Raw genomic sequence first — 25,162 nt, 5'->3', positions numbered from 1 at the left:
GAAGAGCGAACGACTCAGCATACCATCCACATAAAACAGCTTCATGCACAAATTTCTGCATGAAGCTGTTTTAATTGCTTACCCTATTCTTTTCAATCTGCTTTGCCTCAGCAGCTGATTAATAACCTCTGACAGGACAATACCCATGGCAATCGAGCCAGACACCATGAAGGCTTTCGCTGCTAAAGAAACGGCCATGTTGTAGTCGTTTGTCACAAAATAACGCATCGAATCATACGCCATTCCCCCCGGTACTAGAGGAATGATGCCGGCAACAATATAAATAATCACAGGCGCTTTATATACTTTTGCATAGACCTGACTCACGACCGCAATTAAAAATGCAGCTGCAACGGTCGCAGGTACGATGTCCATTCCCCGGGTACTCAGCAGAAAATAAACCATCCATCCAAGCATGCCGACGAAGCCGCATTTGACCAATGATTCTCTTGGAGCATTAAAGATCACAGCAAATGCTGCAGCTGCAATAAAACTTGTAATTAACTGGACAAGAATCGTCATGCTCCTTCTTCCTTTCTATCAGGTAAATAATCTCTCTATGTTGATCGCCGGAGGCTGTTAATGGTAAAGATAGTATGTTCTTGTTGATTATAGAAACGTGACCACTACTGCAATGCCGGAACCAATTGCAAAAGCGGTTAAAAAAGCTTCTGCTCCTTTAGATAATCCGGAAATCAGATGGCCGGCTATTAAATCCCTGACCGCGTTTGTAATAAGCAGACCAGGCACAAGCGGCATGACTGAGCCGATAATAATTTTATCCGGCTCTGCACCAAACCCGAGATACACAAAAAGCAGAGCTAGCACGCCGATAATCAGGGAGGCCATGAACTCAGCAAAAAACTTTATAGAAATTAATTCCTGAAAATAGCCGACACTGGCAAAACCGATTCCGCCTGCAATAACGGCAGGAATGAAATCGACCCATCCGCCTTGAAACATCATTAAAAAACAGCCGCTGGAAATAGAGGCAGCCGCAATTCTTGTTTGGAGTGAATACGTTTCATCTGAGGCATAAATTCTTTTTAATATCCGGTAGGCCTGAGGAACATCGAGCTCACCTTTAGCAATTCTTCTTGATGTGCTGTTTACCAGCATGACCTTTTTTAAATCCGTGGTCCGGTTGGAAATCCTCATCAGTTTCGTTTTTGTCGGTTCTTCGGTTTCAATCGAGAACATGATCCCAGTCGGTGTCACATAGCTGTGGGATTCCTTGATTCCGTAGGATGCGGCAATCCTCATCATCGTGTCTTCCACCCGGTAGGTTTCTGCCCCGCTTTCGAGCATAATTTTACCTGCCAGCAAACTGACGTCCATGATGTCATATTGCTCTTCTAAGTATTGTTCAATATCCAGTTCCTGGTCCATATGATCGCTCCGAATATCAGATTTGCCCATCACAAGTGCGAGCGCATGAATTTGGTTTAAGTGTATCATGAGAGCGGATCGTTCAGATAGTTTTAAATAAGCTGCAAAAAACTGAATCGGCGTGCGACTCAGTTTTGTTTACTTCACTCGATTATCCCGGATCAGACTGCCGTTCAAATGACTGCCCGTAATTCGTTGAACCTTTCAGCGCTTGTTCTTCCACTGGTATTCGAACAGAAAGCATGACTGCATTTAACAAACTGAATAAAACAGCAGTAGCATACGCCTGCAGTAAAAGCGGAAGGATGAGCAGTTCAACGGTTACAACCAAATAATTGGGGTGCTTGATCCACTTGTATGGTCCTTTTCTGACTACCTCAGCGTCAGGAAGAATCAATATTTTGGTGTTCCAAAAACGTCCAAGAGACCTCAAACACCAGATCCTGAATGCCTGCGCAGCTAAAAACAGCGTAAGCAGTATAGGCCAAAAAGGTGATAAAGGACGATCAAAAAACAGCGTTTCAGCAAGCAGACTTAAAAAAAAGCCGATATGCAGCGCTAACATATAGGGATAATGGGATGCCCCCGCTTCAAAGGCTCCCTGCTCCCTCATCCACCGTTCGTTTCTTTTTGCCACCAAAAGCTCAGCCAGCCGCTGCACGACTACAAGTACAACGATAAAATAAATCATGCTGCCCCCTCCTTTTTACTTCCATTTCAACAGAACTAATTCACCGCTGAAGCCGGGTCCTAATGCCGTCAGCAAGCCTGCATCACCAGGACGGCAATCCTCTAACTCCATAAAACGCTCCAACACATAGAGGACGGTCGGAGAGGACATATTTCCATTATGGGTGAGCACTTCTCTGGAATGATGTATTTTTTCTTCACTATAGCGAAGTGTTTTTTCATATGCCTTCAAGACTTTTTTTCCTCCAGGGTGAGCGACAAAATGTTTAATATCCTCAGGGGCCATATTGTGCTGAACAAGAAAATCCTCAACAAACGGTCCGAGCCAGCTGCTGATAATTGCAGGGATATCCTTTGAGAACACGACATGCAATCCGTTATTTTTAACTTCCCATCCCATAACATCCTCAGAATCAGGCATCCATTGAGAAGCCGTGGCTTTGATCGAAGGAACAGCTTTCTTTGTATTAATCTCTACTTTGTCCCCACAAACAAGTGCACATGCGGCTCCGTCAGCAAATAGGGAAGCACCAATTAAATTGCTTTTTGAGCGGTCATCATGCTGAAAGGTTAAACTGCAAAGCTCAACACACAGCAAAAGGACCTTTGCAGAAGGGTGAGCAAGACAATAATCATAGGCCCGGCTTACACCTGAGGCGCCCCCTGCACATCCCAGCCCCCAGATCGGAATCCGTTTCATATTCTCAGAAAAAGACAGCTGATTCATGATCCTTGCATCGAGACTGGGAGTGGAAATACCCGAACTCGATACAAATATAATAGCGTCAATATCCTCAGTAGAAACTTCTTCTTCAAGATAACGATTATTTTTTAAACAGGCCTGAATCGCTTCTACCCCATACTTTGTCGCCAATTCAATATATAGCTGATTGCGTTCTTCAAAACTATGCGGTTTCTCAAACCAATCCAGCGGCACACAAAAATGCCGTGTCTTAATTTCTCCATTTTGAAACACCTTTAACAAACGTTCAATTTCTTTAAATTCATCCTGAAACAATTTTTTAGTCAGTTTAGCCGTTTCTTCCTGCTCTATTTTATAAGGCGGCTGATATGAACTTACCGAAAGAATTCTTGGCATTTTTTCTCCTCCTTGACCTCTCACCTTCCCCATTATTTCCCACTAGATGGCATTTTACACAAGCACCAAAAAGAGCCTGAGACAAAATCTGTCTCAGGCTCTATGGCCGCTTCAGTACACAGCCTCTTTATCCACTAATCTTCACTTCTTAGGTTTCAAGTCCTAGTTTTCTACTTTCACCAGGACCCTTCCGCGGACTTTGCCTTCAAGGATCTCTTCCATTGCAGCAGGGGTTTCCTCCAGTGAAACCTCCCGATCAATAAGAGCCTCGGAATTTTCAATTTGCAAATCGCTTGCCAGGCGGGTCCAAATTTCCTGCCGTAGCGGCATCGGACAGTAGGCTGAATCCACTCCCAGCAGACTTATACCGCGAAGAATAAATGGATGAACTGTCGTGGGTACTTCCGTTCCGCCTGTTAATCCGCTTACCGCAACGGCTCCGCCGCGTGTAATTTTACTTAACACCGATGCAAGATTTTTTCCTCCAACCGGGTCTACCGCAGCCTGCCATTCCCCTTTTTGCAGGGGTTTCAGTTCCCCGTTATACACGTCCTCGCGTGAAATAACACGTGCTGCACCCAACTCCTTTAAATAGCCATGCTCCTGCTGCTGTCCTGTACTAGCGACAACCTGATAGCCTCTTTTTGCCAGCATGGAAACCGCCATGCTTCCTACTCCTCCAGAAGCACCAGTAACAAGAACTTCACCGTTTTCAGGCGATACTCCATTTGCTTCCAGCCGATGAATAGACAGCGCAGCAGTGAATCCCGCTGTTCCATAAATCATCGCTTCTTTCAGTGTCATATTCTGCGGCAAAGGTAAAGCCCAATCTGCGGGGATACTTGCAAGTTCACTGTACCCGCCAAAATGAGAAACACCAATCTCATAGCTGGTGGCGATAATATGATCGCCTTCCTTGAAACGGCTGTCCTTCGAAGAAATAACGGTTCCTGCCAGATCAATCCCGGGTATCATTGGATAGGTCTGTACAATTTTTCCCTCTTCTCTGCCTGCGAGTCCATCTTTAAAATTGACACTCGAATAGGCCACTCTGATTAAAAGCTCTCCAGCCGGAAGATCCTCTTTATCCATTTTTTTCGTTTCTACTGAGAGGCTATCATTTTTTTTATCTACAACAACTGCTCTGAATTCAGATATCATCTTTTTCATCCCCTTTTTCAATTCATTCATGAACGAGTTTTAGAAACGTATGGGTTGTCCCTTATCCAAAAACGCCATGGGTAGTCTCTTGCTTCTCCTGTATTATCAATTCCTATACGAGGTCCTGATGAAATATGGAATGATTCCTTCTGCCAGCCCTCACAAATGGTTAATGGCGGGGCGGTAAAATGATGACCATAGTCACTCATCTTAATACCAAGCGCTTTCGTAAGCTTGCCTGGGCCATTTGTCCATTCTCTTTTCGATCTTCCCGGCCTCCGGCTTTCCATCAGCGACACTCCTTCAAAGGGTTCCACAGCCCTGATTAAAATAGCTTCCGGACTGCCAATCTTGCTGCTTACTACGTTTACCAGGGTATGTGTATGCATGGTATATGTATAGACAGACCCTGCCTGCCCAAACATTATTTCCGTTCTTTTTGTTCGGCGGTTGCCAAAGCTGTGAGCAGCACGGTCAGCCGGTCCCATGTATGCTTCTGTTTCAACAATATAGCCGGATGCCAGCCCTTCTTCTGTTTCTTTCACTAACAGACAGCCTAAAAGGGCTCGTGCCAATTGAAGAGTAGGGTGCTCGTAAAATGATTGCGGCACCGGTACATAGTGATTCATGTGATAATCTCCAATCTCATTATTGCTTATCCGTACTACAATTCCCTGAGACGTTATGTTTTGAAACGTGAATTGTGATAATAGACATAAGTTTATTTTTGAGGCTAAAAGGGGAGGCCGTTTCAAAGGGAACAGACTTTGAGTGGCTGTCTTTGAACTGCAGGTCAATTTCTGCGGTCTAATTGAGTCCGCGAGTTTATTGAACACAAAAAAACGACTGACACAGATGTGTCAGTCGTTCTGATTGTAAAAATTATAATTTTACAACGTTAGCAGCTTGGTCGCCACGGTTGCCTTGAGTGATATCAAAGCTAACTTTTTGACCTTCTTCAAGTGATTTGAAACCTTCGCCAGTGATAGCTGAGAAGTGTACGAATACATCTTCGCCGCCTTCAACTTCGATGAAGCCAAATCCTTTTTCTGCATTAAACCATTTTACTGTACCTTCATTCATGGTAAAACCTCCAACATTTTGTTAAATTTTACTTAACGATGTAAAAATAGACAATTCACATGTTACCACAGATTACGGTGTCACAAGAATATAATCCCTGGTAACATGTGAATTAAAAGATTGTTACTTATTAAGCATGTGTTAATACTATCACGTCTAATTTCAAATAGCAACCCTTTATCGAATAACTTATTTAAAGATTGCTGTCAATGGGGTTTCGTCTGTTTTTTCGACAAAATTTTAACTTTTTCTCGCTTTTTTATTTAACCGGGGTTGTCCCTTGTGCCGTTACCAATTGAAAAAGACCCGCGAAGTGGCGGATCCTGCTTGTTAATACTTTTTGGCTTTACGTTTATTCATGAATTTTTTAATAAACGGATAAATGATGGGTCCAAATTTAATTGCATTTCGAATGAGTCGTCCCATAAGAGTAGATCCCTCCTGTTTTGGTATAAATATTCCCCACAGAAGAGCTCAGCAAACATGGAGAAATACGCCGGTGACAAAACAGGAGTTCATTCATTTATAGAAATAACTCAAATTGCCCTATGAACCAGGCTTCATTTTTCATGAGTCCAGTAACGCCGTGTTGCACACCATTCTTTCTCGTAAAAGCTTCCTTTCAATGTTTGAACCATTATCTTTTTTCCGGGTGTAGGAGAATGAATGATTTTCCCTTCCCCATAATAGATCGCCACGTGATGTATAGCACCCTTCCCTTCTTCATACGCAAAGAAGAGCAAATCACCCGGCTGTACCTCCGCAGGATGAACAGCCACGCCTGCTGCTGCCTGGTCTTTGGCATCCCTTGGAATCAGATAGCCAGTTGCTTTTAAGATGGTATAAGAGTAGCCTGAACAATCGTATCCATAGGCACTCATCCCGCCCCACAAATAGTTAAGCCCGCGAAATTGTTCTGCTTCATCCACAATGGCCTTGCCGTCCTTTTTTGGAATGAGCTCATCCCTTTGATACACATTTACATCCCTTTTATTTACCCGTGCTGGACCATGAGGGGAGAGGATCTCATAATAGGATAAATGCTCTTTTATAAGCGGCAATGTCGTGTTATAGGTTAGCGGCAAAATTTCCGTTCCTTCTATAGTAAGAAGAGAGGTTCTTTTTTCTTTTACTCTTACAAGAGGCATTCCTTCCCATTCTTCATCCTGCATAGTCAGTTGAACAGTTGGAATCCAGCCGGGATAGCCCCTGGGATCTTTTATGGTCTGCTGGCTAGGTACGGCGACTTGGGTCCAGTCAGCCTGCTGATCAAGCATTTGAACAGTTGCTCCATATAAGATCTGAGACTGAATTCGGTTTTCATCAAGGAGTGCTTTTCGTTCTTGCTCCGTCATCCCGCTTAGCCAGCTTTGAATATCAACAGGATTGCCAGTTGCTGCAGCATCGATTTTTCTTACAGATGACGGGTCCGTCCAGAGTGTGGAGACCGTTACATTGATACGCGCCTTCTTATTTTTCATGTTCTGCCTCCTGTTCGCCAGTCCTCCAGTCCCTCAACTCCTGCAATACCAAGTCCGACCACTAAAGGCAGGGACATGACTTCTCTTTTGTATTGCACCCCTCCTGATACAGGGTCTTTGGCAAGTAGAAGAGGGGCATCCAAATCAAAGTGTGTTATATTCCGCTGACTGGCTGCGAAATGAGCTGCCGCAGTAATGCCCACCTTAGTTTCGATCATACTCCCTACCATACACGGAACTCCATAGGACTCTGCCAGTTTATTAATGGCAAGAGCCCCATGTATGCCTCCAGCCTTCATCAGCTTAATATTGATTAAGTCCGCACTCCTCGTTTGAAGCACCCGAATCGCATCCACCGCGCTGAATACACTTTCATCAGCCATGATGGGTGTGGCTGTATGGTCCGTAACCTGTTTTAATCCTTCAATATCATGCGCTTTAACAGGCTGTTCGACGAGCTCCAAGTCAAACCCCGCGTCTTCCATTTTGCGGATGGCATGGATGGCTTCCTTGACCGTCCATCCCTGGTTGGCATCTAATCTGAGCTTGCAGGCTGAACCTGCTTTTTCCCTAATTGCCTGAATGCGCCTGAAATCCTGCTCGATGGTTCCGGTTCCCACTTTAATTTTTAACGTTGTAAATCCCTGTTGAATGAAACGCACAGCATCCTCCGCCATTTCCCCCGGCTCATTCACACTGACCGTGTAGTCCGTTATAAATGAGGTCTGATATCCTCCCAGAAACTGCACCAGCGGAAGATTGACATGCTGGGCAAGCAAATCATGAACCGCACAATCTAGGGCAGCCTTCGCGCTCGTATTGTGAACCATCGACCGGTTCAGTTTATATAGCATCTGTTCTCTTTCAAGCAGAGAGCCCCCTAGAAGAACAGGCGCCAAAACATCCCTGATTGCAGATTCAATGCTGTTTAACGAATCCCCAGTTATCACATGAGTGGGCGGGGCTTCTCCGTACCCTGTCTTCCCGTCTTCTGACGTTATTTTCACAATAACGGACTGAGTCTCTGTCAGCGTTCGCAGAGCGGTTTTAAACGGTTTTTTCAGCGGCACCTTTAATCTGAATGTCTCGATGGAGTTGATCTTCATTTTAGGAGCGGACTCCCGGCATAATGGTAAGAGTTTTGGACCTGGCAGAAAGTTTCGCTTTTGCTCCGAGAGGAATGGAAAAATGCGGTTCACAATGACCGATTTTAAATCCTTTTATGACAGGTGTCTCAAGCTTCCCTAAATAATGTTCAAGCACTTCTTCAAGAGACAGTGAAGGCTTTTCATTGGTTGGCACGGCATTTTTAAAATCCCCTACTATAATGCCGCATGCCTGTTGAAGCTTCCCTGCCATGGAAAGCTGATTCAGCATCGCGTCGATTCGATATGGTTCTTCATCTATATCTTCAATAAACAGCAGCTTCCCTTCTGTTTCCAGTTCAAAAGGCGTTCCAAGTGAACTTTGAATCAGCGATAGATTGCCTCCCACGATTTCACCAATCCGCTCCCCTTCTGCAAGCACTTCAAGGGGGGATATTTCTTCTGAATAGTGTAGCTCCATTGGTTCAAAAAGCTGGTAGAACATTTTTTTGGATAAGGCATGAAATTCTTCCTTTCCAACATCAGAAGCCAGCATCGGACCATGAAATGTCACCAGACCGGTTTGCTGCCGGATTGCCGTATGCAGAAATGTAATATCACTATAGCCCCAGAATATTTTCGGGTTGCGTTTAATTAATTCGTAATCAACCGCGGAAGCAATTCTCGCAGTCCCATATCCTCCGCCCGCACAGATGATTGCCTGAACTGAAGGGTCCTGGAACATCGCGTGCAGATCCTCCAGCCGCTCCCCATCACTTCCAGCTAAATATCCATTCACCTCGTTTACGTGCTTCCCCATTTTCACATTAACCCCAAGCTCCTTTAAAAAAGACAGAGATTTTTCTAAATTGGACTGATTAGGGGGACTGGCTGGGGCAATGATCCCAACCGTATCTCCCCGTTTAAGTTTTTTAGGCAGCAGCATCGTGATTCTCCCTTCATATCAAAGAAGTTCCTTTCCATAAATTATCATAACTTTCGTATAAATATAACTGAAACGCTGGACTAATTGATCAATAGAAGAAATTGAAAAGCAAATAAGAGCCTGGGACAAAAATCGTCTCAGGCTCGCTGACCGGTTCACTTCACTTAGGTGTACACTTTCGCAGGAACGGCGCTGAGCCTATTCAGAGTCTTGCCCTGCAAAGTCTCAGCTTGCCGTCATCTCCTGCTGGGAGTAACCACATTCTGCTCCGTTCACCTCTTACTATTTATAAATACTGCCTCGTTTTTTACCTTTTTTGAGCTTTGTCCCAACTTCAATACAAAAAATTAAGTCAGCTTAGCAGTGGATTGCCGCTGAATTACTTCTGTTGTTAATTGCGTGTGCTCTTTTAAAGGGCTGCCTTCTATGTGCTGAATAATTTTATGTGCTGCAGTGGCGCCCATTTCATATTTTGGCTGTTTAACAGTGGTGAGAGAAGGACGGATATACCGGGCAAGTTCAATGTCATCAAATCCTATAAGGCTGATTTGTTCCGGAACCTTAACTCCGGCATCCCCAAATGCTTCGAGGACGCCAATTGCCATTTGATCATTGGACACAAACAAGCCGGTAGGAAGCTCGCTTTGCTGAAGGAGCAGCTTTGCGGCCTGATAGCCGCCCCGCTGGGAATAGTCGCCTTTAATATGCCATTTTGACGGAACGGACAAGTTATTTTGACTGAGACATTGCGTGAATCCTTCTGAACGAAGCTGGCTGTCCCAGTTATTTGAAGGACCGGAAATATAGCCAATTGACGTATGGCCGTGGCCAATCAGATGATCCGCTGCAAGATAGCCTCCTTGAAGATTATCCACTGTCACCGAATAAAGGTTGGGGTGTGAAATTTCCCGGTCCAGGACAGCAAGAGGAAAATGAGAACGGCACACATCAAAAAGTGTTTCATCTTTTATATCAGCTGAAAAAACGATTACACCATCCACTCTTCGCTCCCTCAGAAACCTTTCTGCTGTCCCAAGGTTTTCACCTATTGTGCTGCAGGCGATAAGACCATAGCCATAGGAATGGAGCGTTTCTTCAATACCTTTTATAATAGGTGCGTAAAAAGATCCTGAAAGATCATGAAGCACCAGACCGATGATTTGTGTTTTTTTCATTTTAAGATCTCTGGCCCATCCGTTTTTCTGGTAGTGGAGCTCTGATGCAGCATCAAGAACTTTCTTTGCGGTTTCTTTTGACACGCGGCTGCTGTGGTTAATTGCAAGTGAAGCCGTTGATACAGCAACTCCTGCTTTTTTCGCTACATCTTTTATTGTCGTCATATATCTGCCTCTTTCACACGTTTAAATCTGACAGGTTGGGAAAGAGCTTGGGACAAAAGTGTCTCAAGCTCTAGAACCGGTTCACTTCGCTTCAGGCGGACGCTTTCCGCAGGGACGGCGCTGAGCCTTTCCAGGACGTTGCCCTATAAAGTCTCAGCTTGCCGTCATCTCCTGCTGGAGTCGCCGCCTTCCGCTCCGCTCACCTATCACTACTAATAAATAATTCCTCTTTTTTAACCTTTTTTTGAGTCTTGTCCGAGCCTCTCGCTCTTTTCATTTTATCATGGACGCCGCTCTATTCCTTCTGGCTGGCTGCCTCTCCAATTGAAAAGGTTGTTTCAAGCGGCAGAAATGTTCGCTGCACAGACGATTCCAAAAGCTTTTCCATGGATTCAAGTACATGCAGACCGAGTTCGCCGTGGCAGTAGTGCTGCTCATTCGCAAAAATACATGCAATCATATTGGACAAGCCAATCCCCCGTTCATTCCCGGTCAGGGCGGAAACAAGCTCGGCTTCCTGCCATCCTTCATGCCCTGTTGTTAAATAGGTCACAGGACCGCCAAAAAAATTAGGATCCGGAACGTGAATGGTCCCTTTAGAGCCGTATACTTCAATAAATGGCAGCTTTGATTGATGAATATCAAAAGTCGCGGTAATGGACGCAGTCACGTTGCTTTTAAAATGCATGAGTCCTTCCACATGTGTAGGTGTTGTAACAGGAAAGGTTTCTCCCGCCCGCTCTGCACTTCGAATCGTCCGTTCACGATAGGTTGTTTGTGCTATGCCGGTCACACAGTCAATCGGGCCGAGAAGCACCAGCAGCGAGGACAAATAATAGGGTCCCATATCAAAAAGAGGTCCTGCACCCGTTTCATAGAAGAACGCCGGATTCGGATGCCAGCTTTCCGGCCCGCTTCCCATCATAAAGGCCTTAGCACCAACGATCGAACCGATTTCTCCACCTTCAATTAGTTTTAATGCCGTTTGTATTCCTGCTCCAAGAATCGTATCCGGCGCAACTCCTACCCGGAGATTCAGCCGCTTCGCCTTGGAAATAATTTCTTTTCCATCCTCAAATTTCGTAGCAAGCGGCTTTTCTGAATATACATGCTTGCCGTGATCAAGTGCCATAAGGGAGATTTCCGCATGAGCGCTTGGAATCGTTAAATTAAGAATCACTTCAATCGATGGATCCTCAAGCATGGATGCCAGATCCGGATAGTGGGGTACACCATACTTTTCTGCCTTTTCCTCCGCTTTGGACGATATAAGATCCGTAATTCCGGCGATTTCAATATTGCTGAATTTGGAAGGCGACATCAAATAAATATCACTGATGTTTCCAGCACCCACAATTCCTACTCGCATTTTATTCATTCTCTTACTCTCCCAGCCATTTCTTCACTGCCGCTGCGCTCGGTCCTACTTCCTGCAAAGGCTCGTGATCAAAGTGTTCCTGTTCAACAACCACCCAGTCTGTTGAAGACTGACGGACCATTTCCTCAAGATTTAAAACACCCGCACCAACTGATCCGCTCTTTTTGTCCGTTCCATCCACAATCATGTCTTTAATATGGATGGAAAAAGCCTTATCCTGAAGCCGCTTCAGCATATCAACCGTGTCGACTCCAGAAAATTCAGTCCAATACACATCAATTTCAAAGTGGACAGGGTGAGCAGCTGTATCACGCTCTAATATCTCCCAGCCCGTTTCACCATTTTCTAAGCTTGTAAATTCAAAATCGTGGTGATGATACCCAAGCAGCAATCCTGCATCCTGCACTTTTGCACTTGCCTGGTTCAAAAGCTGCGCCAGTTCCTCATATTTTTCCTTCGAGCGCCATGATTCATCTACAAATGGTACAATCAATTTTTCGTTGCCAATGGTTTTGCTGAAATCAATTTGTTTTTGCAGCGTTTTTTCGTCTTGAAGAAGATCTACCGGCACATGCATTCCTGCAGGCTTGAGTCCATACTCATCAAGCATAGCTTTCCACTCAGCTCCGCTTTTCCCGTAATCTCCCGCAAGCTGAACCCCTTCATATCCCTGTTCACTAACTGTTTTTAAAGTGCCCGCTACGTCTTGTTCCATCGCTTCCTTAACTGAATACAATTGAAGTGCAACTTTTCTCATCGTCCATTCCTCCATTATGAAAGTGTTATTATTTTTTTAGATTTGCTTGATTCCAGGGCTGCAAGTACGATCTCTAATGCTTTTTTTCCTTCCAGTCCCGATACTGCCGGTTCACGGTCTTCCAGGATACTTTCAATAAATTCATCAATTACACCTGTTTTAGACTGCCCGCCTTCTTCATTTGTCTGGATCTTGCCCAGATTCTGCTTTTCCGGTTCCCCTTCAAGAGGATAAAAGATGAATGAATACTCCTCGTCATCTTCCAGGCGCAGCACTCCTTTTTCACCGTAGATAATGGTTGAGTTATCCCCGAATTTGTTATGGGACCAGCTGGCAGTCAGCGTGCCCATCGTTCCGTCCTTTAACTTGATAATACAAACGGCGTTATCATCAACCTGTGTATTTTCTTTGGCAAGTGTATCCACAAAGCCTCCAACCTCTGCCGCATCCTGATCAAATATAAAGCGGACAAGGTCACTTTTATGAACGCCAAGATCTCCCATTGCCCCGATAAATGCTTTCTCTTTATCGAAAAACCAGCTGTCTCTGCCATCAGCACTCCAGCCTTCCGGGCCGCCGTGGCCAAACGCTGTCCGGAAGCTGTAAACCCGTCCTAATTTTCCTTCTTTTATATACTCTCTCGCCTTTTCATGCGATTCCACAAAACGCTGATTGTGTCCGATCATTAACTTCCTGCCGGCCTCATCCGCTGCCTGAATCATGCGGTCTGCTTCCTCAATGGATGTTGCCATCGGCTTTTCACATAGCACATGCTTTCCTGCCTGCAATGCTTTGATTGTGACAGGAGCATGAAGTGCATTTGGGAGATTCACAGAAACCGCATCAATGGATGGGTCATTTAACAAATGATCCAGAGACGTATATAGTGCTGCCCCTGACTGATCTGCAAAGGCTTTTGCACGATCTTCTATCAGATCACACACTGCTGCTATCTCAACATTTTCATTTGCCATATACTCCGGGAAATGCCTGTGCTTGGTAATACTTCCACAGCCGATAATCCCTACTCTTACTTTCTTCATTGTTTCCACTCCAATTCTTTCAATATCGAAACGTTATGATTTAGTCGTTTTACGCTCTACAATGTAATTAATTTAATCCTGTCAAGTGTTACGATCTTAAATTATGTATAAAACTAGATACGTGATCTTTTTTATAAATCGATACGTTTCGATTTCATCTTATCATCTTGAGCACTTAATGAAAACCCTTTCTTTTTTAATTTTGAAACCTCCTGTCTGCTTTCACGTCTACTCTAAAAAGAATGCTATTTAAGGAGGAATTTCTATGAATAGGAAAAGGTGGCTGTTTCTTTCTTTATTTGTTGTTCTTTCCGCCGGTATATGGGCAGGTGTCTACTTTATGCAGCCGACTGTTTCAGGTTTTGCAGGGTCTTCTCCTCCCGCCTATGTGTTTAAGGACAAGGTGTGGGAGCTGCGTTTCACTAAACCAATGGACGCTTCTACCATTACGGAGGATTCCGTTTACGTTCAAAATGAAGATAACCAACGCGTCCCTGTATCCACTTCGTTGAACGACGACGGGACTGTGCTCACAGTCAGTGCTCCAGAAGAAGGTTACACCAATTTTGAAGCTTACACGCTGCATCTATCAGAGGACCTTAAATCTAAATTGGGTTTGGGCATCAGGGGTGAACAGACGATGGCTTTTGAAGTCGTAGATGAACTCCCTGCTGCAGAATCAACAGATTACTTAAAAGAGTATTTCACCGCCATTTTGGATCAGCAAAAGACCCAGGAACGTGACAACTCTGTTTTTCAAGAAGAGTCCAGCGCTGGAGATACAGCACAAGAGTCTTCTTCTGACGCAATGGGCGGAGGTGAGGATTTTTCACAGACCAACAATCAAGTAGACGGAGTAAGTGAAGCAGATATTGTCCAGACAGACGGAGAATATATTTACCATATCACCGGTAATCAACTGGTCCATATCGTAGAATCAGGAGACCGGGAAACGATGGAACCCGTCAGTGCCATCTCTTTTGAAGAAGAATTCTATCCCTCACAGCTGTTTTTGAAAGATGATACATTGGTTGTAATCGGCGACAAGTGGATGACAAAAGCCGATCCGGATGAGAAAGCATCTCGGGAATCCCAGCCGGCAGCAGATATGAGTGTAACCATTGCCAAGATCTACTCTGTCAGCAGCCCTGCGGAGCCTGAATTAATTCGCGAAGCTGGTGCGGAAGGCTACTTTAATAGCGCCCGCATGATCGACTCGCATCTTTATTTTGTTACAAACTTTTCCCCGAATTTCTGGCTTTTAGAAGAAGACCCTGATTTTGAACTTCGTCCACATACATGGGACAGCAGAAAAGGTGACTCCTTTGAACCGGTAGCAGCAGAAGAGATCTCGGTCATTCCTGAAAACGAACAGGGAGAGTATGCGGTTATTACAGCCGTTGACATCAGCAGCCCTGATTCAGAGATTACAACTGAAACTTACCTGGGCACAGGCGGCCAGCTGTATATGTCAGAAAACAGCTTATATTTAGCCACTTCTAACGCCCCTTATACGATCATGCCAACAGACAGCATGCCTGCAGGGCGGGGAGCATCAGAAACGACTATTTATAAGTTTGATATAGATGACAGTTCAGTAACCTATTCCTCCAAAGGAACCGTAAAGGGCGGCGTGTTAAACCAATTTTCAATGGATGAGCATGACGGTCATTTCCGCATCGCTACGACAGAGGGGAATACGTTTGGAGACAACCGAAATTCTCTTAACCATTTGTTTATTTTAAACGAACAAATGGAACCCGCTGGCTCGGTTGAAGGTCTTGCAAAAGGCGAGCGCATTTATTCAGCCCGTTTTATGGGAGACAAAGCCTATATGGTGACCTTTAGAGAAACCGATCCACTTTTCGTTATTGATACCGCTGACCCTGAAGCACCTGAAGTCCTCGGCGAACTAAAGATTCCTGGCTTCAGTACGTACCTGCATCCGCTCGATGAAAATCATTTAATCGGGTTTGGAATGGAAACGGATCTTGTGAAAAATGATTCAGCCGCTGACTCACCTCAGGTCAGACAAACAGGCATGAAGATCTCCTTATTTGATATATCAGACTTTTCAAATCCTAAAGAAAAGGACACAGAGGTTATAGGAGGTCCTGGAACTTTTTCCACCCTTATGGATAATCACAAAGCTCTTTTTCAGCATAAGGAGCGAAGTTTATTTGGCTTCCCTGTAGTGGTGTATGATGAAAAACCGGAAACAGACGATATTCAATTTGTTAATCAGGGAGCAATGCTTTACACGATTACACCAGATGGAGGCATTGAGCTGGCGAGTGAAATAATGGATGAGACTCAAGATGGCCAGCAATATGAAGATTGGGATTCACAAATCCAGCGAATGCTTTATATTGACGACACCCTTTACACTGTACGGTCTAACAAAATTGAAAGTCATGAACTGCCTGAGTAAGCAGGCGTAATAAGAAAAATTTTTCCAAAACTCATTTACACTTATCCTTTTGAATGCTACGATTAGAAAAATTTAAACGCGATGACGAGAAGAGTAGCTGTAAAACTTCTTCAAAGAGAGCTCTGAATGGTGGGAAAGAGCAGGAAGAATGCAGTGAAGCAAGTCTCTGAGCAGCACAAAGGAACCTTTATGAGGGGATGGTGTGACGGGAGCTCCCGTTATAGAGCTTAAGGTATCGCTTTATAGCCGTACCTGATGAGGCTGGTATGGCGACATATCAACGAACCTGGAGTGGCACCGCGAATTCAATCCCGCCTCCAAGATGAAAATCTTGGAGGTGGGTTTTTTTGTGTTAAATTGACGGTTATTTCATCGTCAATGTACCAGAGATGACATCAAAAAGCGGGCTAGCGACAGGAGGAATTGCTTTGAATCTCACATCTACTAAAGATTATTTAACGTATTGGACCATTTTACTTATGGGGATTGGCATATCAAACATTGGTGCATGGGTGTATTTACTTTCTCTGAATCTGCTTTTATTTAATCGCACCGGGTCCCCTTTCTCTGTTATTTTTCTTTATCTTCTGGCACCGGTTGCAGCCCTTTTTACCAATGGCTGGTCCGGCAGTGTCATTGACCGGAAAAATAAACGTAAGCTCATGATTTTTTTAGATTTGATGCGGGCCTTAATGGTATGCACGTTTCCTTTTATCTCTTCTCTTTGGTTGCTTTACAGTCTCGCTTTTCTCATGAATGTGGCGAATGCGGTTTTTAAGCCGGCATCGATGGTCTACGTCACCAAATTGATTCCAGGTGAAAAAAGAAGGCACTTTAATTCCCTTTATTCTATGGTTACATCCGGCGCATTCCTTCTTGGCCCAGCGCTTGCGGGTCTTTTATATCTGCATTATTCATCCGAAACAATCCTGTTTATAACGGCCGCTGCTTTTGCGTTGTCTGCAGCTGCAACGCTCTTTATGCCTGACATTGAAGCAGGCGGTTTGTCCACTGTTACTGCATCCTTTAAGCTCCGGCTCCGTGAAACACATGAGGATTGGCGCAAAGTGCGGCTATTTAGTAAAAAGTCTCCTTCGGTGATGATCATTTATTTATTGATCAGCTGGGTAATGGTCGTCATGGCGACAGCCGTTGATTCTCTGGAAGTCGTTTTTTCTAAAAATGTGCTCGAGCTGACAAACAGTGAATATGGGTTTCTGGTAAGTATTGCCGGAGCAGGGATCGTGGCAGGGTCTTTTATTCAGCTGCTGCTTGTAAAATGGATTCCTTTATTTTCGTTAATTAGATGGGCACCCCTTTTCATTTCTGGCGGGTATATGCTTTTCGGCTTTTCTGACGGTTTTGTTCCAGCTGCAGCAGGATTCTTTATCCTTGCTTTCTTCATTTCATTTGGCAGCACGGGTTTTCTTACTTTCTATCAAAGCTATATCCCTGTTGAGATGATGGGCAGAATCGGGAGCATTTATGGCTTGTTTGAAGCAGCGCTCGTTCTCGCCGCAACAGGGGTTCTGGGCCTGCTCACCTTTCTATTGCCTGTAAAACTGGTTGTCATTACAGGAACGATCAGCATGATGATCGGAGCGCTTTTCTTATGGGAATACGTTCGCAAAAAGTGCTCCAGCCTTGCTCCGGTATCGTAAGCTTTTTTTAATCAAACCGGGAATTAGCTTGAATAGATGAAAGTGTAGTAAAATATAAACATGTTTATACAAGAAGGAGATTTTCTACATGACCTATAAAATGATTGTTTTAGATATGGATGATACGCTTTTACGAGATGATCACAGCTTATCTTCACGCACGAAAAAAGCCCTGATGGACGCTCAGGAAAAAGGCGTTAAAGTCGTGCTCGCTTCAGGCAGACCTACTTATGCCATGCTTGATGTGGCGAAAGAACTGCAATTGCACGAATACGGCAGCTATATTTTATCCTTCAACGGAGCTAAAATCATCAATGCCAAAACGGATGATGAGCTTTTTTCAAGTACACTGAGTCCTGAAACAGCTCACAAGCTGTATGACATCAGCAAGCGTGAAGACATCGGCATTCATACGTATGTCGGTGATGCGATCGTAACCGAAAATCAAAACCCTTTTTCAGATATTGAATCAGATATTACGGGTCTTCCTGTAAAAATCGTGGATGACTTTAAAGCATCTGTTACCGAACCGGTCGTCAAAATGCTGATGCTTGCAGATGAAGAGGTACTCGTCCATAAGGAAGAAAAACTTCAGGCGGAAATGGCAGGCCAGTTCAGTATTATGCGATCAAAGCCTTACTTCCTGGAATTTACTGAAGAAGGTGTAACCAAAGGAACCTCCATCAAGCAGCTGGCTGAAAAGCTCGACATCCAGCAGGAGGAAATTATCGCAGTCGGTGACAGCTACAATGACCTGTCCATGATTGAATACGCAGGACTGGGAGTTGCCATGGGCAATGCACCACAGGACATAAAAGACGCTGCCGACTTTGTAGCTGACACCAACATGAATGACGGCGTTGCTAAGGTTGTGGAAGAGTTTTTATTGAAGTAACGCATTAAAGGGGCCTGGCCCCTTCAGGAGGATAAAGCATGCATATTGATTCTTTTGTCAGCAGGTCCGGGCGGTGGTCACGAAGAGAGATCGCGCGTATGATTGATGCGGGCAGAGTCACGTTAAATGGCAATATCTGCACGCAAAAGTGCTTAGTGGACGATGACGACTTGGTGTTAGTTGACGGAATGCCTTTACCAGACCGTCCTCCGTTTGTTTATTTGGCATTTAACAAGCCAAGAGGCATTACTTGTACTGCACATCCAGCGATTGAAGGAAACATAATCAGCTTCATTGGATATCCGGAGCGGATTTTTCCAATTGGCCGATTGGATAAGGATTCTGAAGGGCTGATTCTGCTGACAAATGACGGAAGCATTGTAAATCCCCTTATGAAAATGGAGTTTAAAAAGGAAAAGGAATACACCGTTACCGTGAACCGCGCTGTATCTCCGCTCCTATTAGCAGGTATTCAAAAAGGCGGCATTAATATACGGGGAAAAACCACTTCCCCGTGCAAGGCCGTCCAAACCGATGATCAAACCATATCGATTATTTTAACGCAGGGGCTGAACCGGCAGATCAGACGGATGTGCAGCGCCTATGATTACCGGGTACAAACGCTCAAACGCACACGGATCGGATCGATCTGCCTGCATGACATGCCGATTGGGAAGTATAGACCGTTAACCAGTGAAGAAATACAACAATTAAAAAAGGGCTCATCAGAAAGCCAGTGAAAGCTGCCTTCTGAGAGCTCTTTTTGTATGCTCAAAAAATAACGAAAGTCCCCTGTCTCCTTCTCAATCTCAAATCACATCCAGCAGCAGAAAATAAACAAGAAATGTGCCTAGCATGATGAAAATACAGGTCGATAAAATCCACACTTTTATGGAGGATGGCCTGATTTGACCATTGACTATATCTCGATTTTTCCTGTAGTAATCCACTGTGCTGACGATCACCATTAAGACACCTGACAACACCGAGACCAAACCTATAATCATAATAAAAACATCCAGTTCTTCAGTGTTTAGATCTCCCATAACAAAATGAAGGTTTGTTACGAGAAATCCTATTCCTGCAATGGCAACTGAAGTCCGGATCCAGGCAAGATAGGTTCGTTCATTTGCTAGAAGCTGCTGCGTATATTGGGACGAAACTTTTTTATCCTTCATGTTATCTCTCTCCTCTTTCCCTTACTTTACATGAAAAAATTTCTCCTCAAAAGAAAAATACCACATTGACAAAATAACTCTATAAGTTGTATGGTTAATTACATAAGTAACTAACCAATTAAGCGGGTGGAATAATGAGTGAAAAGTTAAGAGAAGATATCCCTATTTTCCAGCAAATAGCCGACACGATTGAAAGCGGTATTTTGGAGGGGTCTTTTGATATCGGAGAACGGGTTCCCTCCACTAATGAGTTCGCAAAGTATTATCAAATAAATCCTGCGACAGCTGCAAAGGGAATAAATCAGCTGGTAGAACAGGACATATTATTCAAGAAAAGAGGAGTCGGAATGTTTGTAGGGGAAAACGCAAAAAGCATTATTTTATCAAAACGCAAAAAACGCTTTTTTAGCGATTATATTGTACCTCTTCAACTCGAAGCAGCGAAATTAGGCATCACACCTGAAGAGCTGAGTAACTTAATTCAAAAGGGGGATTCACATGAAAATTGAAATTAATCATTTGTCTAAATCATTTGGCAATAAACAGGCTCTTACGGGTATCAATTTGATGCTGGAACCAAATAAGATTATTGGTTTGCTGGGCAGAAATGGTGCCGGAAAATCTACATTGATGCAGATTTTAGCGGGACACACCTCCCCTACACAGGGAGAGATTTTAATTAATGGACACAAACCTTTTAATCAAAAGCAGGTTCTCGAGCATGTTTGTTTAATTAGCGAAGCGAATAATTTCAAACGAAAACTGAAAATAAGAGAAATCCTTAAAATGGTTGGCCGTTTTTACCCGAACTGGTCACAGGGAACCGCTGAACGGCTGCTTAAGGAGTTTAACCTTACCCCAAACCTTAATGCAAAGGGACTTTCTAAGGGAATGGAATCGGCTTTAAGCATTATTATTGGTTTGTCTAGCAGAACAGCCATCACGATTTTTGATGAGCCCTACATCGGGATGGATGCCTCTGCCCGCTATCGATTTTACAATATTTTACTTGAGGAATACGAAGTTTACCCAAGAACATTTATTATTTCGACTCACCTGATTGATGAAGTCAGTAATGTGTTCGAAGATATTATTTTGATGATGGACGGTGCCATTTACGTTCATGAGTCCTCTGAAGAGATGAAAAACCGTTCTCTAAAGATTAGCGGGCCTCAGACTAAGGTCGACCTATTTGTTGAAGGACGGAATGTAATTCATACTGCTCAAATAATGGGTCAAAAAACGGCTATACTTTTTGAAAATAAAATCGATCCTGAAGAAGCAAGATTGATGGGACTGTCGGTTGAACGATGTTCCATTCAGGAATTGATGGTTCATTTAACCGATTCAAGAAAGGAGAAAGCTCATGTCTAGAAATAGTAAAGCTCTTTTTCATTTTTTTATTCTGGATTTTCGTTTTTCTGTGCTCGTATTTTGGTCAATATTTACAGCAAGCTTGCTCCCCCTAATTATTTTATCTCTCACCACTGATTCAACTATCATCATTTCGTCGAGTATGGCAATCGGGATATTTTGTGCAATATCCGGGTTTTTGATGACCAAAGAAACCTTCTCATTCAGTATCAGACTTGGGGTAACCAGGCAGGAATATGTTGGAACAGGCATCTTATTTTCTGCAGTACTGGCTCTTTTTATGAGCGCAACCGGGCAGTTCATTGTTCTTTTACTCTCTTTGGTCACGGACAGTACTGCATCTACCCTGTCCTTCCTTCAGGTCGCAGATTTTTTTGCGACGGATCCGAGCTGGATCATAGCGTTTGCCATTGACTTCACCTTAACTTTCTTCTTTTTCATCACGGGTTTCTTTTTAAGCTCCATCTTTCACCGCTATGGAATGATTGGCGGCATGACTGGATTGACCATTCTTTTTATCTTACTTGTTTTTCCATCATCTAGGGACTTAATCGGAGATATATTTTTTCTGAGCCCCACCGAAGAATGGTTATTTCCACTGAATTATATAGGGATTTTCTCAATAATCGCGGCGATGTCTGCACTGATCTGGCTGATGCTTCGCAGAGCTTCTATTATGCCGGGTGTCACAAGATAAGACTTAAATATAGGCCTGAGCATAACCGGAACACTAACTAATTTTCTAAAAGAGACTTGTTCATTCCTGCTTCAGCCCAGGTCTATACTAAGGCCCCTAGCTATTCCTTTTGAGAAGCCAATGGGCTAGAGCACACAAATAGCCCCTCCTTATGCAGCTGCAAATCTTAAACCGCATCGAGCAGGAGCTATGTGTGCATCATCAAAATCTAAAAGAAGTTACTCAAATCTTATAGTACACCACGTTGGAGGTGTTTATAATTTCTGATATAAAAAACCAATCTAATAATTATAATAAGTCTATGATTTATGCATTTATATTTTTCTCGTTCCTTACAATCCCTTTTGGTTGGAATAGCATAATCTATGGTATTTCGTTGATCTTCCTTTCCCTAACTTTCTTTCTTAGGGGCAAAAAAGATTCAAGTGATGGACAAACCCTAAAACAGTACGTTGGTGATTATTTAGCTTCAATCGTTATCTTACTGTTTTCAATTTACTTTATCTTCTTTATGTAGACTCAAGCGGAAATGAACTGGTCCCTTTTCAAACAATGATTATTTACTCATGTTATAATTTGAGCAGACCCAATTAGAAAGGAATGACCAAAATGGCACGTTCAACTGCACAAAAGCACCGTTTAAAGCTGCTTCGCGAGGGGAAAATGGATCCGCAAGTGAAGCGCAGCCCCTTTGCTCAATTTGATTTGGATCTCCGTACAAAGAAAACAAAAACGAAGAAAGAAAAAATGAATCAGAGAAAACACAGGAACCAGTTAACCCGGGATGAATGGGATGGTTCCTTTTTATATGTAAAAAAGAGGCTGGGACAAAAATATGTCTCAACCTCTTCAAACCGGTTCACTGCGCTTCAGGCGGACCTTTTCCGCAGGGACGGAGCTGAGCCTTTTCTGAGCCTTGCCCTGTAGAGACTCAGCTTGCCGTCAAATTCTGCAGGGAGTCGCCTCCTTCCACTCCGTTCACCTCATATTTACTGTTAAGAGCTGGATTTAAACATCGTTCACTGTTCTGTCCCAGCCTCTTTTTCGCTATTCGCCGAAGTCTACATTGTGGTAAACCTGCTGCACGTCTTCAAGCTCTTCGAGTGCATCGATTAATTTTTCAAATTGCACAAGGTCTTCTGCTTCAAGTTCTACTTCATTTTGAGCGATCATTGTCAGTTCGGCTACGGTAAAATCAGTAATTCCTGCATTTTTGAAGGCTTCCTGCACGGCGTGAAACTGATCTGGCTCAGCATAGACAATCACCGTATCTTCCTCTTCAATGATGTCCCGCACCTCAACTTCTTCGTCCATTAAAAGTTCCAGTACTTCATCGGCTGACTTTCCTTCAATGCCAAATACCGCCGTTGCATCAAACATATAGGCTACTGAGCCGCTGACACCCATATTCCCGCCATTCTTTCCAAATGCAGTACGGACTTCCGGCGCGGTGCGGTTCACATTGTTAGTCAAAGCATCCACAATGATCATAGAGCCATTCGGACCAAAGCCTTCATACCGAAGCTCATCGAAATTTTCTTCTGATCCGCCTTTCGCTTTCTCAATCGCTCTTTCAATAATGGTTTTTGGGACATTGTACGTTTTAGCCCGCTCGAGTACGACTCTGAGCGCCTGATTTGATTCAGGATCCGGTTCCCCCTGCTTGGCAGTTACATAAATTTCACGGGCAAATTTATTATAAACATTACTTGTACTTGCATCCTTTGACGCCTTTTTTTCCTTGATATTATTCCACTTGCGGCCCATATGTTTTCACTCTCTTTCTATCTATTTCCTGCGTTAAGTTTAAATGATAGTGGTTGGTGGTTTCAACTTACATGAAACAACTTCCTTTTTATTATAACGTATTTTCATCATTATTCACTTTTTTTACCACGAAATCATTGTTGAGAAAGAGAGGCTGATAGGAGCAGATTAGTTCAGGGAGGAGACATCATGGGAAGAGGCTACATGATGCTTTCCTTTGTTTTCTGATCCTTAAAATACAAGGTAAGGTTTTCTATATCAATGGAAAACGGCCGGTCTTCTGTAATACTTGGGACAATGCGCCGCCACTCTTCCCAATTCGTTTTCGTTGCAGAACTCATTTTGAGTACGCCTCGATATTCAACAGCCTGCATAGCACAAATGGCTTCAATGGCCAGGACGCGCCGTGTATTCTGGATAATGGCATAGGCATGCCGGGCACCGATTGTTCCCATGCTGACGTGATCTTCCTGATTAGCAGAGGAGGGAATGGAATCTACGCTTGCAGGGTGGGCTAGTGTTTTATTTTCTGATACCAGGCTCGCTGCCGCATACTGCATAATCATCGCACCGGATTGAAGACCGGGTTCGGGACTTAAAAACGCAGGCAAGCCATCATTTAATTGAGGATTTACAAGCCGTTCAATCCGCCTTTCTGAAATACTGGCAAGCTCTGCAACGGCGATTTTCATAAAATCCATAGCAAAAGCGATGGGCTGGCCATGAAAGTTTCCTCCTGATATGACCGTTTCGCCGTCATCGAAGATTAATGGATTATCCGTTGCAGCATTTAATTCGATTTCAAGCTTCTCTTTTACATAATCGAGCACCTGCCAGCTTGCACCGTGAACCTGCGGAATGCATCTAAGTGAATAGGCATCCTGCACGCGCCGTTCACCCTGTCTGGTCGTGAGCTTGCTGTCATGAAGGATCCTGCGCATTCTTTCAGCCACAGCCATCTGCTGCGGGTACCCCCTTGCTTCGTGTACAGCTGGGTGAAAAGCGTCCATAACGCCATGCAGACCTTCCAGTGTCATGGCGGCAATTTCCTCGCTTTGAAGAGCAAGTGATTCCGCTTCAAGCCAGTTGATGACCCCCATAGCTGTCATCGCCTGCGTACCATTAATCAGCGCCAGCCCCTCTTTAGCCTGCAGCTGCAAAGGAGGAAGGCCTTTCCATTTCCAGCAGTCAGCCGCGCTCATTCTTTTGCCTTCCAGCCAGACTTCTCCTTCTCCAATTAAAGTCAGTGCCAGATGAGAAAGAGGCGCAAGATCACCCGAAGCACCAAGCGACCCTTGCTGTGGGATCACAGGGTGGATGTTTTCATTTACCATGTACTGCAATCTTTCTACTAAAAGAGGCCGCACACCGGAATAGCCCTTTACTAATGCATTCAGACGCAGCACAATCATTGTTTTTGAAACGATTTCAGGGAAAGGGTCGCCGAGTCCGCAGGCATGAGAACGAATTAGATGAAGCTGCAGCGCATGCACATCTTTTTTATTGATTTCCACATCGCTGAACTTCCCAAAGCCCGTATTAATGCCATAGGTGATTTTATGAGTGGAAACAATTTTTTCAACAGCGGAACGGCTTTTTATCACTTTTGCCATGCTTTCTTGAGCAATTTGAATTTTTTCTCCGTCCAATACAATTCGTTTTACTTTATCAAGGGTTAACGAATTTCCATCCAGCACAATCATCTTT

At 43.9% G+C, this 25,162-nt stretch carries 25 protein-coding genes and 1 other annotated feature; of the genes, 8 read left to right on the top strand and 17 right to left on the bottom strand.

Features of this window, described 5'->3' with window-relative positions:
- Positions 1-78 precede the first annotated feature (78 nt).
- From ACQCT8_RS08545 to ACQCT8_RS08480, 14 genes are all read right to left on the bottom strand, one after another.
- On the bottom strand, positions 79-522 hold the full coding sequence (locus ACQCT8_RS08545; RefSeq protein WP_426870139.1) for a threonine/serine exporter family protein: 444 nt from the start codon (positions 520-522) through the stop codon (positions 79-81).
- Positions 523-609: 87 nt separating this feature from the next.
- A complete protein-coding gene (locus ACQCT8_RS08540; RefSeq protein ID WP_426870317.1) occupies positions 610-1,389 on the bottom strand; it encodes a threonine/serine exporter family protein in 780 nt (259 codons plus the stop codon).
- Between the two features lie 151 nt (positions 1,390-1,540).
- Positions 1,541-2,080 (bottom strand): isoprenylcysteine carboxyl methyltransferase family protein, encoded by a 540-nt coding sequence (locus tag ACQCT8_RS08535; protein ID WP_426870138.1) that lies wholly within the window; start codon positions 2,078-2,080, stop codon positions 1,541-1,543.
- 15 nt (positions 2,081-2,095) lie between these two features.
- The gene (locus ACQCT8_RS08530; RefSeq protein ID WP_426870137.1) at positions 2,096-3,178 is read right to left on the bottom strand and encodes a type III polyketide synthase; all 1,083 of its coding nucleotides are present in this window, start codon (positions 3,176-3,178) and stop codon (positions 2,096-2,098) included.
- Positions 3,179-3,340: 162 nt separating this feature from the next.
- Entirely contained in the window at positions 3,341-4,339 is a 999-nt protein-coding gene (locus tag ACQCT8_RS08525; RefSeq protein ID WP_426870136.1) for an acryloyl-CoA reductase, read from the bottom strand.
- A 26-nt stretch (positions 4,340-4,365) separates the two neighbouring features.
- Positions 4,366-4,968, bottom strand: coding sequence for a DNA-3-methyladenine glycosylase (locus ACQCT8_RS08520; protein WP_426870135.1), 603 nt, complete (start codon positions 4,966-4,968; stop codon positions 4,366-4,368).
- Between the two features lie 253 nt (positions 4,969-5,221).
- On the bottom strand, positions 5,222-5,422 hold the full coding sequence (locus tag ACQCT8_RS08515; RefSeq protein ID WP_041053681.1) for a cold-shock protein: 201 nt from the start codon (positions 5,420-5,422) through the stop codon (positions 5,222-5,224).
- A 560-nt stretch (positions 5,423-5,982) separates the two neighbouring features.
- On the bottom strand, positions 5,983-6,903 hold the full coding sequence (locus ACQCT8_RS08510) for an NlpC/P60 family protein (RefSeq protein ID WP_426870134.1): 921 nt from the start codon (positions 6,901-6,903) through the stop codon (positions 5,983-5,985).
- Entirely contained in the window at positions 6,900-8,009 is a 1,110-nt protein-coding gene (locus ACQCT8_RS08505; protein WP_426870133.1) for a dipeptide epimerase, read from the bottom strand. The genes ACQCT8_RS08510 and ACQCT8_RS08505 overlap by 4 nt, the downstream gene beginning before the upstream one ends.
- Before the next feature lies 1 nt (position 8,010).
- A complete protein-coding gene (locus tag ACQCT8_RS08500; protein WP_426870132.1) occupies positions 8,011-8,934 on the bottom strand; it encodes a S66 peptidase family protein in 924 nt (307 codons plus the stop codon).
- Positions 8,935-9,281: 347 nt separating this feature from the next.
- Entirely contained in the window at positions 9,282-10,274 is a 993-nt protein-coding gene (locus tag ACQCT8_RS08495) for a LacI family DNA-binding transcriptional regulator (protein WP_426870131.1), read from the bottom strand.
- A gap of 295 nt (positions 10,275-10,569) precedes the next feature.
- Positions 10,570-11,652 carry a Gfo/Idh/MocA family protein gene (locus ACQCT8_RS08490; RefSeq protein WP_426870130.1) on the bottom strand — a complete coding sequence of 361 codons (1,083 nt, stop codon included), beginning with the start codon at positions 11,650-11,652 and terminating at the stop codon, positions 10,570-10,572.
- Positions 11,653-11,656: 4 nt separating this feature from the next.
- A complete protein-coding gene (locus ACQCT8_RS08485; RefSeq protein ID WP_426870129.1) occupies positions 11,657-12,409 on the bottom strand; it encodes a sugar phosphate isomerase/epimerase family protein in 753 nt (250 codons plus the stop codon).
- 14 nt (positions 12,410-12,423) lie between these two features.
- Positions 12,424-13,452, bottom strand: coding sequence for a Gfo/Idh/MocA family protein (locus ACQCT8_RS08480; RefSeq protein ID WP_426870128.1), 1,029 nt, complete (start codon positions 13,450-13,452; stop codon positions 12,424-12,426).
- Positions 13,453-13,717: 265 nt separating this feature from the next.
- Between ACQCT8_RS08480 and ACQCT8_RS08475 the strand changes: the two genes are divergently transcribed.
- The 4 genes from ACQCT8_RS08475 (at position 13,718) to ACQCT8_RS08460 (ending at position 19,179) form a co-directional block, all read left to right on the top strand.
- A complete protein-coding gene (locus ACQCT8_RS08475) occupies positions 13,718-15,883 on the top strand; it encodes a beta-propeller domain-containing protein (RefSeq protein WP_426870127.1) in 2,166 nt (721 codons plus the stop codon).
- Positions 15,884-15,955: 72 nt separating this feature from the next.
- Positions 15,956-16,205, top strand: a binding site (T-box leader).
- Between the two features lie 106 nt (positions 16,206-16,311).
- Entirely contained in the window at positions 16,312-17,544 is a 1,233-nt protein-coding gene (locus ACQCT8_RS08470) for an MFS transporter (RefSeq protein ID WP_426870126.1), read from the top strand.
- An 88-nt stretch (positions 17,545-17,632) separates the two neighbouring features.
- Positions 17,633-18,439, top strand: coding sequence for a Cof-type HAD-IIB family hydrolase (locus ACQCT8_RS08465; protein ID WP_426870125.1), 807 nt, complete (start codon positions 17,633-17,635; stop codon positions 18,437-18,439).
- A gap of 38 nt (positions 18,440-18,477) precedes the next feature.
- On the top strand, positions 18,478-19,179 hold the full coding sequence (locus tag ACQCT8_RS08460) for a pseudouridine synthase (RefSeq protein ID WP_426870124.1): 702 nt from the start codon (positions 18,478-18,480) through the stop codon (positions 19,177-19,179).
- Positions 19,180-19,248: 69 nt separating this feature from the next.
- On the opposite strand, the gene ACQCT8_RS08455 is transcribed toward ACQCT8_RS08460, so the two are convergent.
- Positions 19,249-19,617 (bottom strand): YidH family protein, encoded by a 369-nt coding sequence (locus tag ACQCT8_RS08455; protein ID WP_426870123.1) that lies wholly within the window; start codon positions 19,615-19,617, stop codon positions 19,249-19,251.
- A gap of 134 nt (positions 19,618-19,751) precedes the next feature.
- On the opposite strand from ACQCT8_RS08455, the gene ACQCT8_RS08450 reads away from it, so the two are divergent.
- The 4 genes from ACQCT8_RS08450 to ACQCT8_RS08435 all read left to right on the top strand — a co-directional run bounded on the left by ACQCT8_RS08450 (position 19,752) and on the right by ACQCT8_RS08435 (position 22,615).
- Complete coding sequence (locus tag ACQCT8_RS08450) at positions 19,752-20,126, top strand: GntR family transcriptional regulator (protein WP_426870122.1); 375 nt, start codon at positions 19,752-19,754, stop codon at positions 20,124-20,126.
- Positions 20,116-20,991 carry an ABC transporter ATP-binding protein gene (locus ACQCT8_RS08445; RefSeq protein WP_426870121.1) on the top strand — a complete coding sequence of 292 codons (876 nt, stop codon included), beginning with the start codon at positions 20,116-20,118 and terminating at the stop codon, positions 20,989-20,991. The genes ACQCT8_RS08450 and ACQCT8_RS08445 overlap by 11 nt, the downstream gene beginning before the upstream one ends.
- On the top strand, positions 20,984-21,688 hold the full coding sequence (locus ACQCT8_RS08440; RefSeq protein WP_426870120.1) for a hypothetical protein: 705 nt from the start codon (positions 20,984-20,986) through the stop codon (positions 21,686-21,688). The genes ACQCT8_RS08445 and ACQCT8_RS08440 overlap by 8 nt, the downstream gene beginning before the upstream one ends.
- A 609-nt stretch (positions 21,689-22,297) precedes the next feature.
- A complete protein-coding gene (locus tag ACQCT8_RS08435) occupies positions 22,298-22,615 on the top strand; it encodes a hypothetical protein (protein ID WP_426870119.1) in 318 nt (105 codons plus the stop codon).
- A gap of 120 nt (positions 22,616-22,735) precedes the next feature.
- Here the strand turns inward: ACQCT8_RS08435 and ACQCT8_RS08430 are convergent, their stop codons facing one another.
- A complete protein-coding gene (locus ACQCT8_RS08430) occupies positions 22,736-23,455 on the bottom strand; it encodes a YebC/PmpR family DNA-binding transcriptional regulator (protein ID WP_426870118.1) in 720 nt (239 codons plus the stop codon).
- 200 nt (positions 23,456-23,655) lie between these two features.
- The gene (gene hutH, locus ACQCT8_RS08425; RefSeq protein ID WP_426870117.1) at positions 23,656-25,158 is read right to left on the bottom strand and encodes a histidine ammonia-lyase; all 1,503 of its coding nucleotides are present in this window, start codon (positions 25,156-25,158) and stop codon (positions 23,656-23,658) included.
- Positions 25,159-25,162: the final 4 nt, after the last annotated feature.

This window comes from Jeotgalibacillus proteolyticus, from assembly GCF_050107735.1.
Classification (GTDB): Bacteria; Bacillota; Bacilli; order Bacillales; family Jeotgalibacillaceae; genus Jeotgalibacillus; species Jeotgalibacillus proteolyticus_A.
The sequence above is the reverse complement of the archived record's forward strand: the minus strand, read 5'-3'. Positions and strand labels throughout refer to the sequence as shown.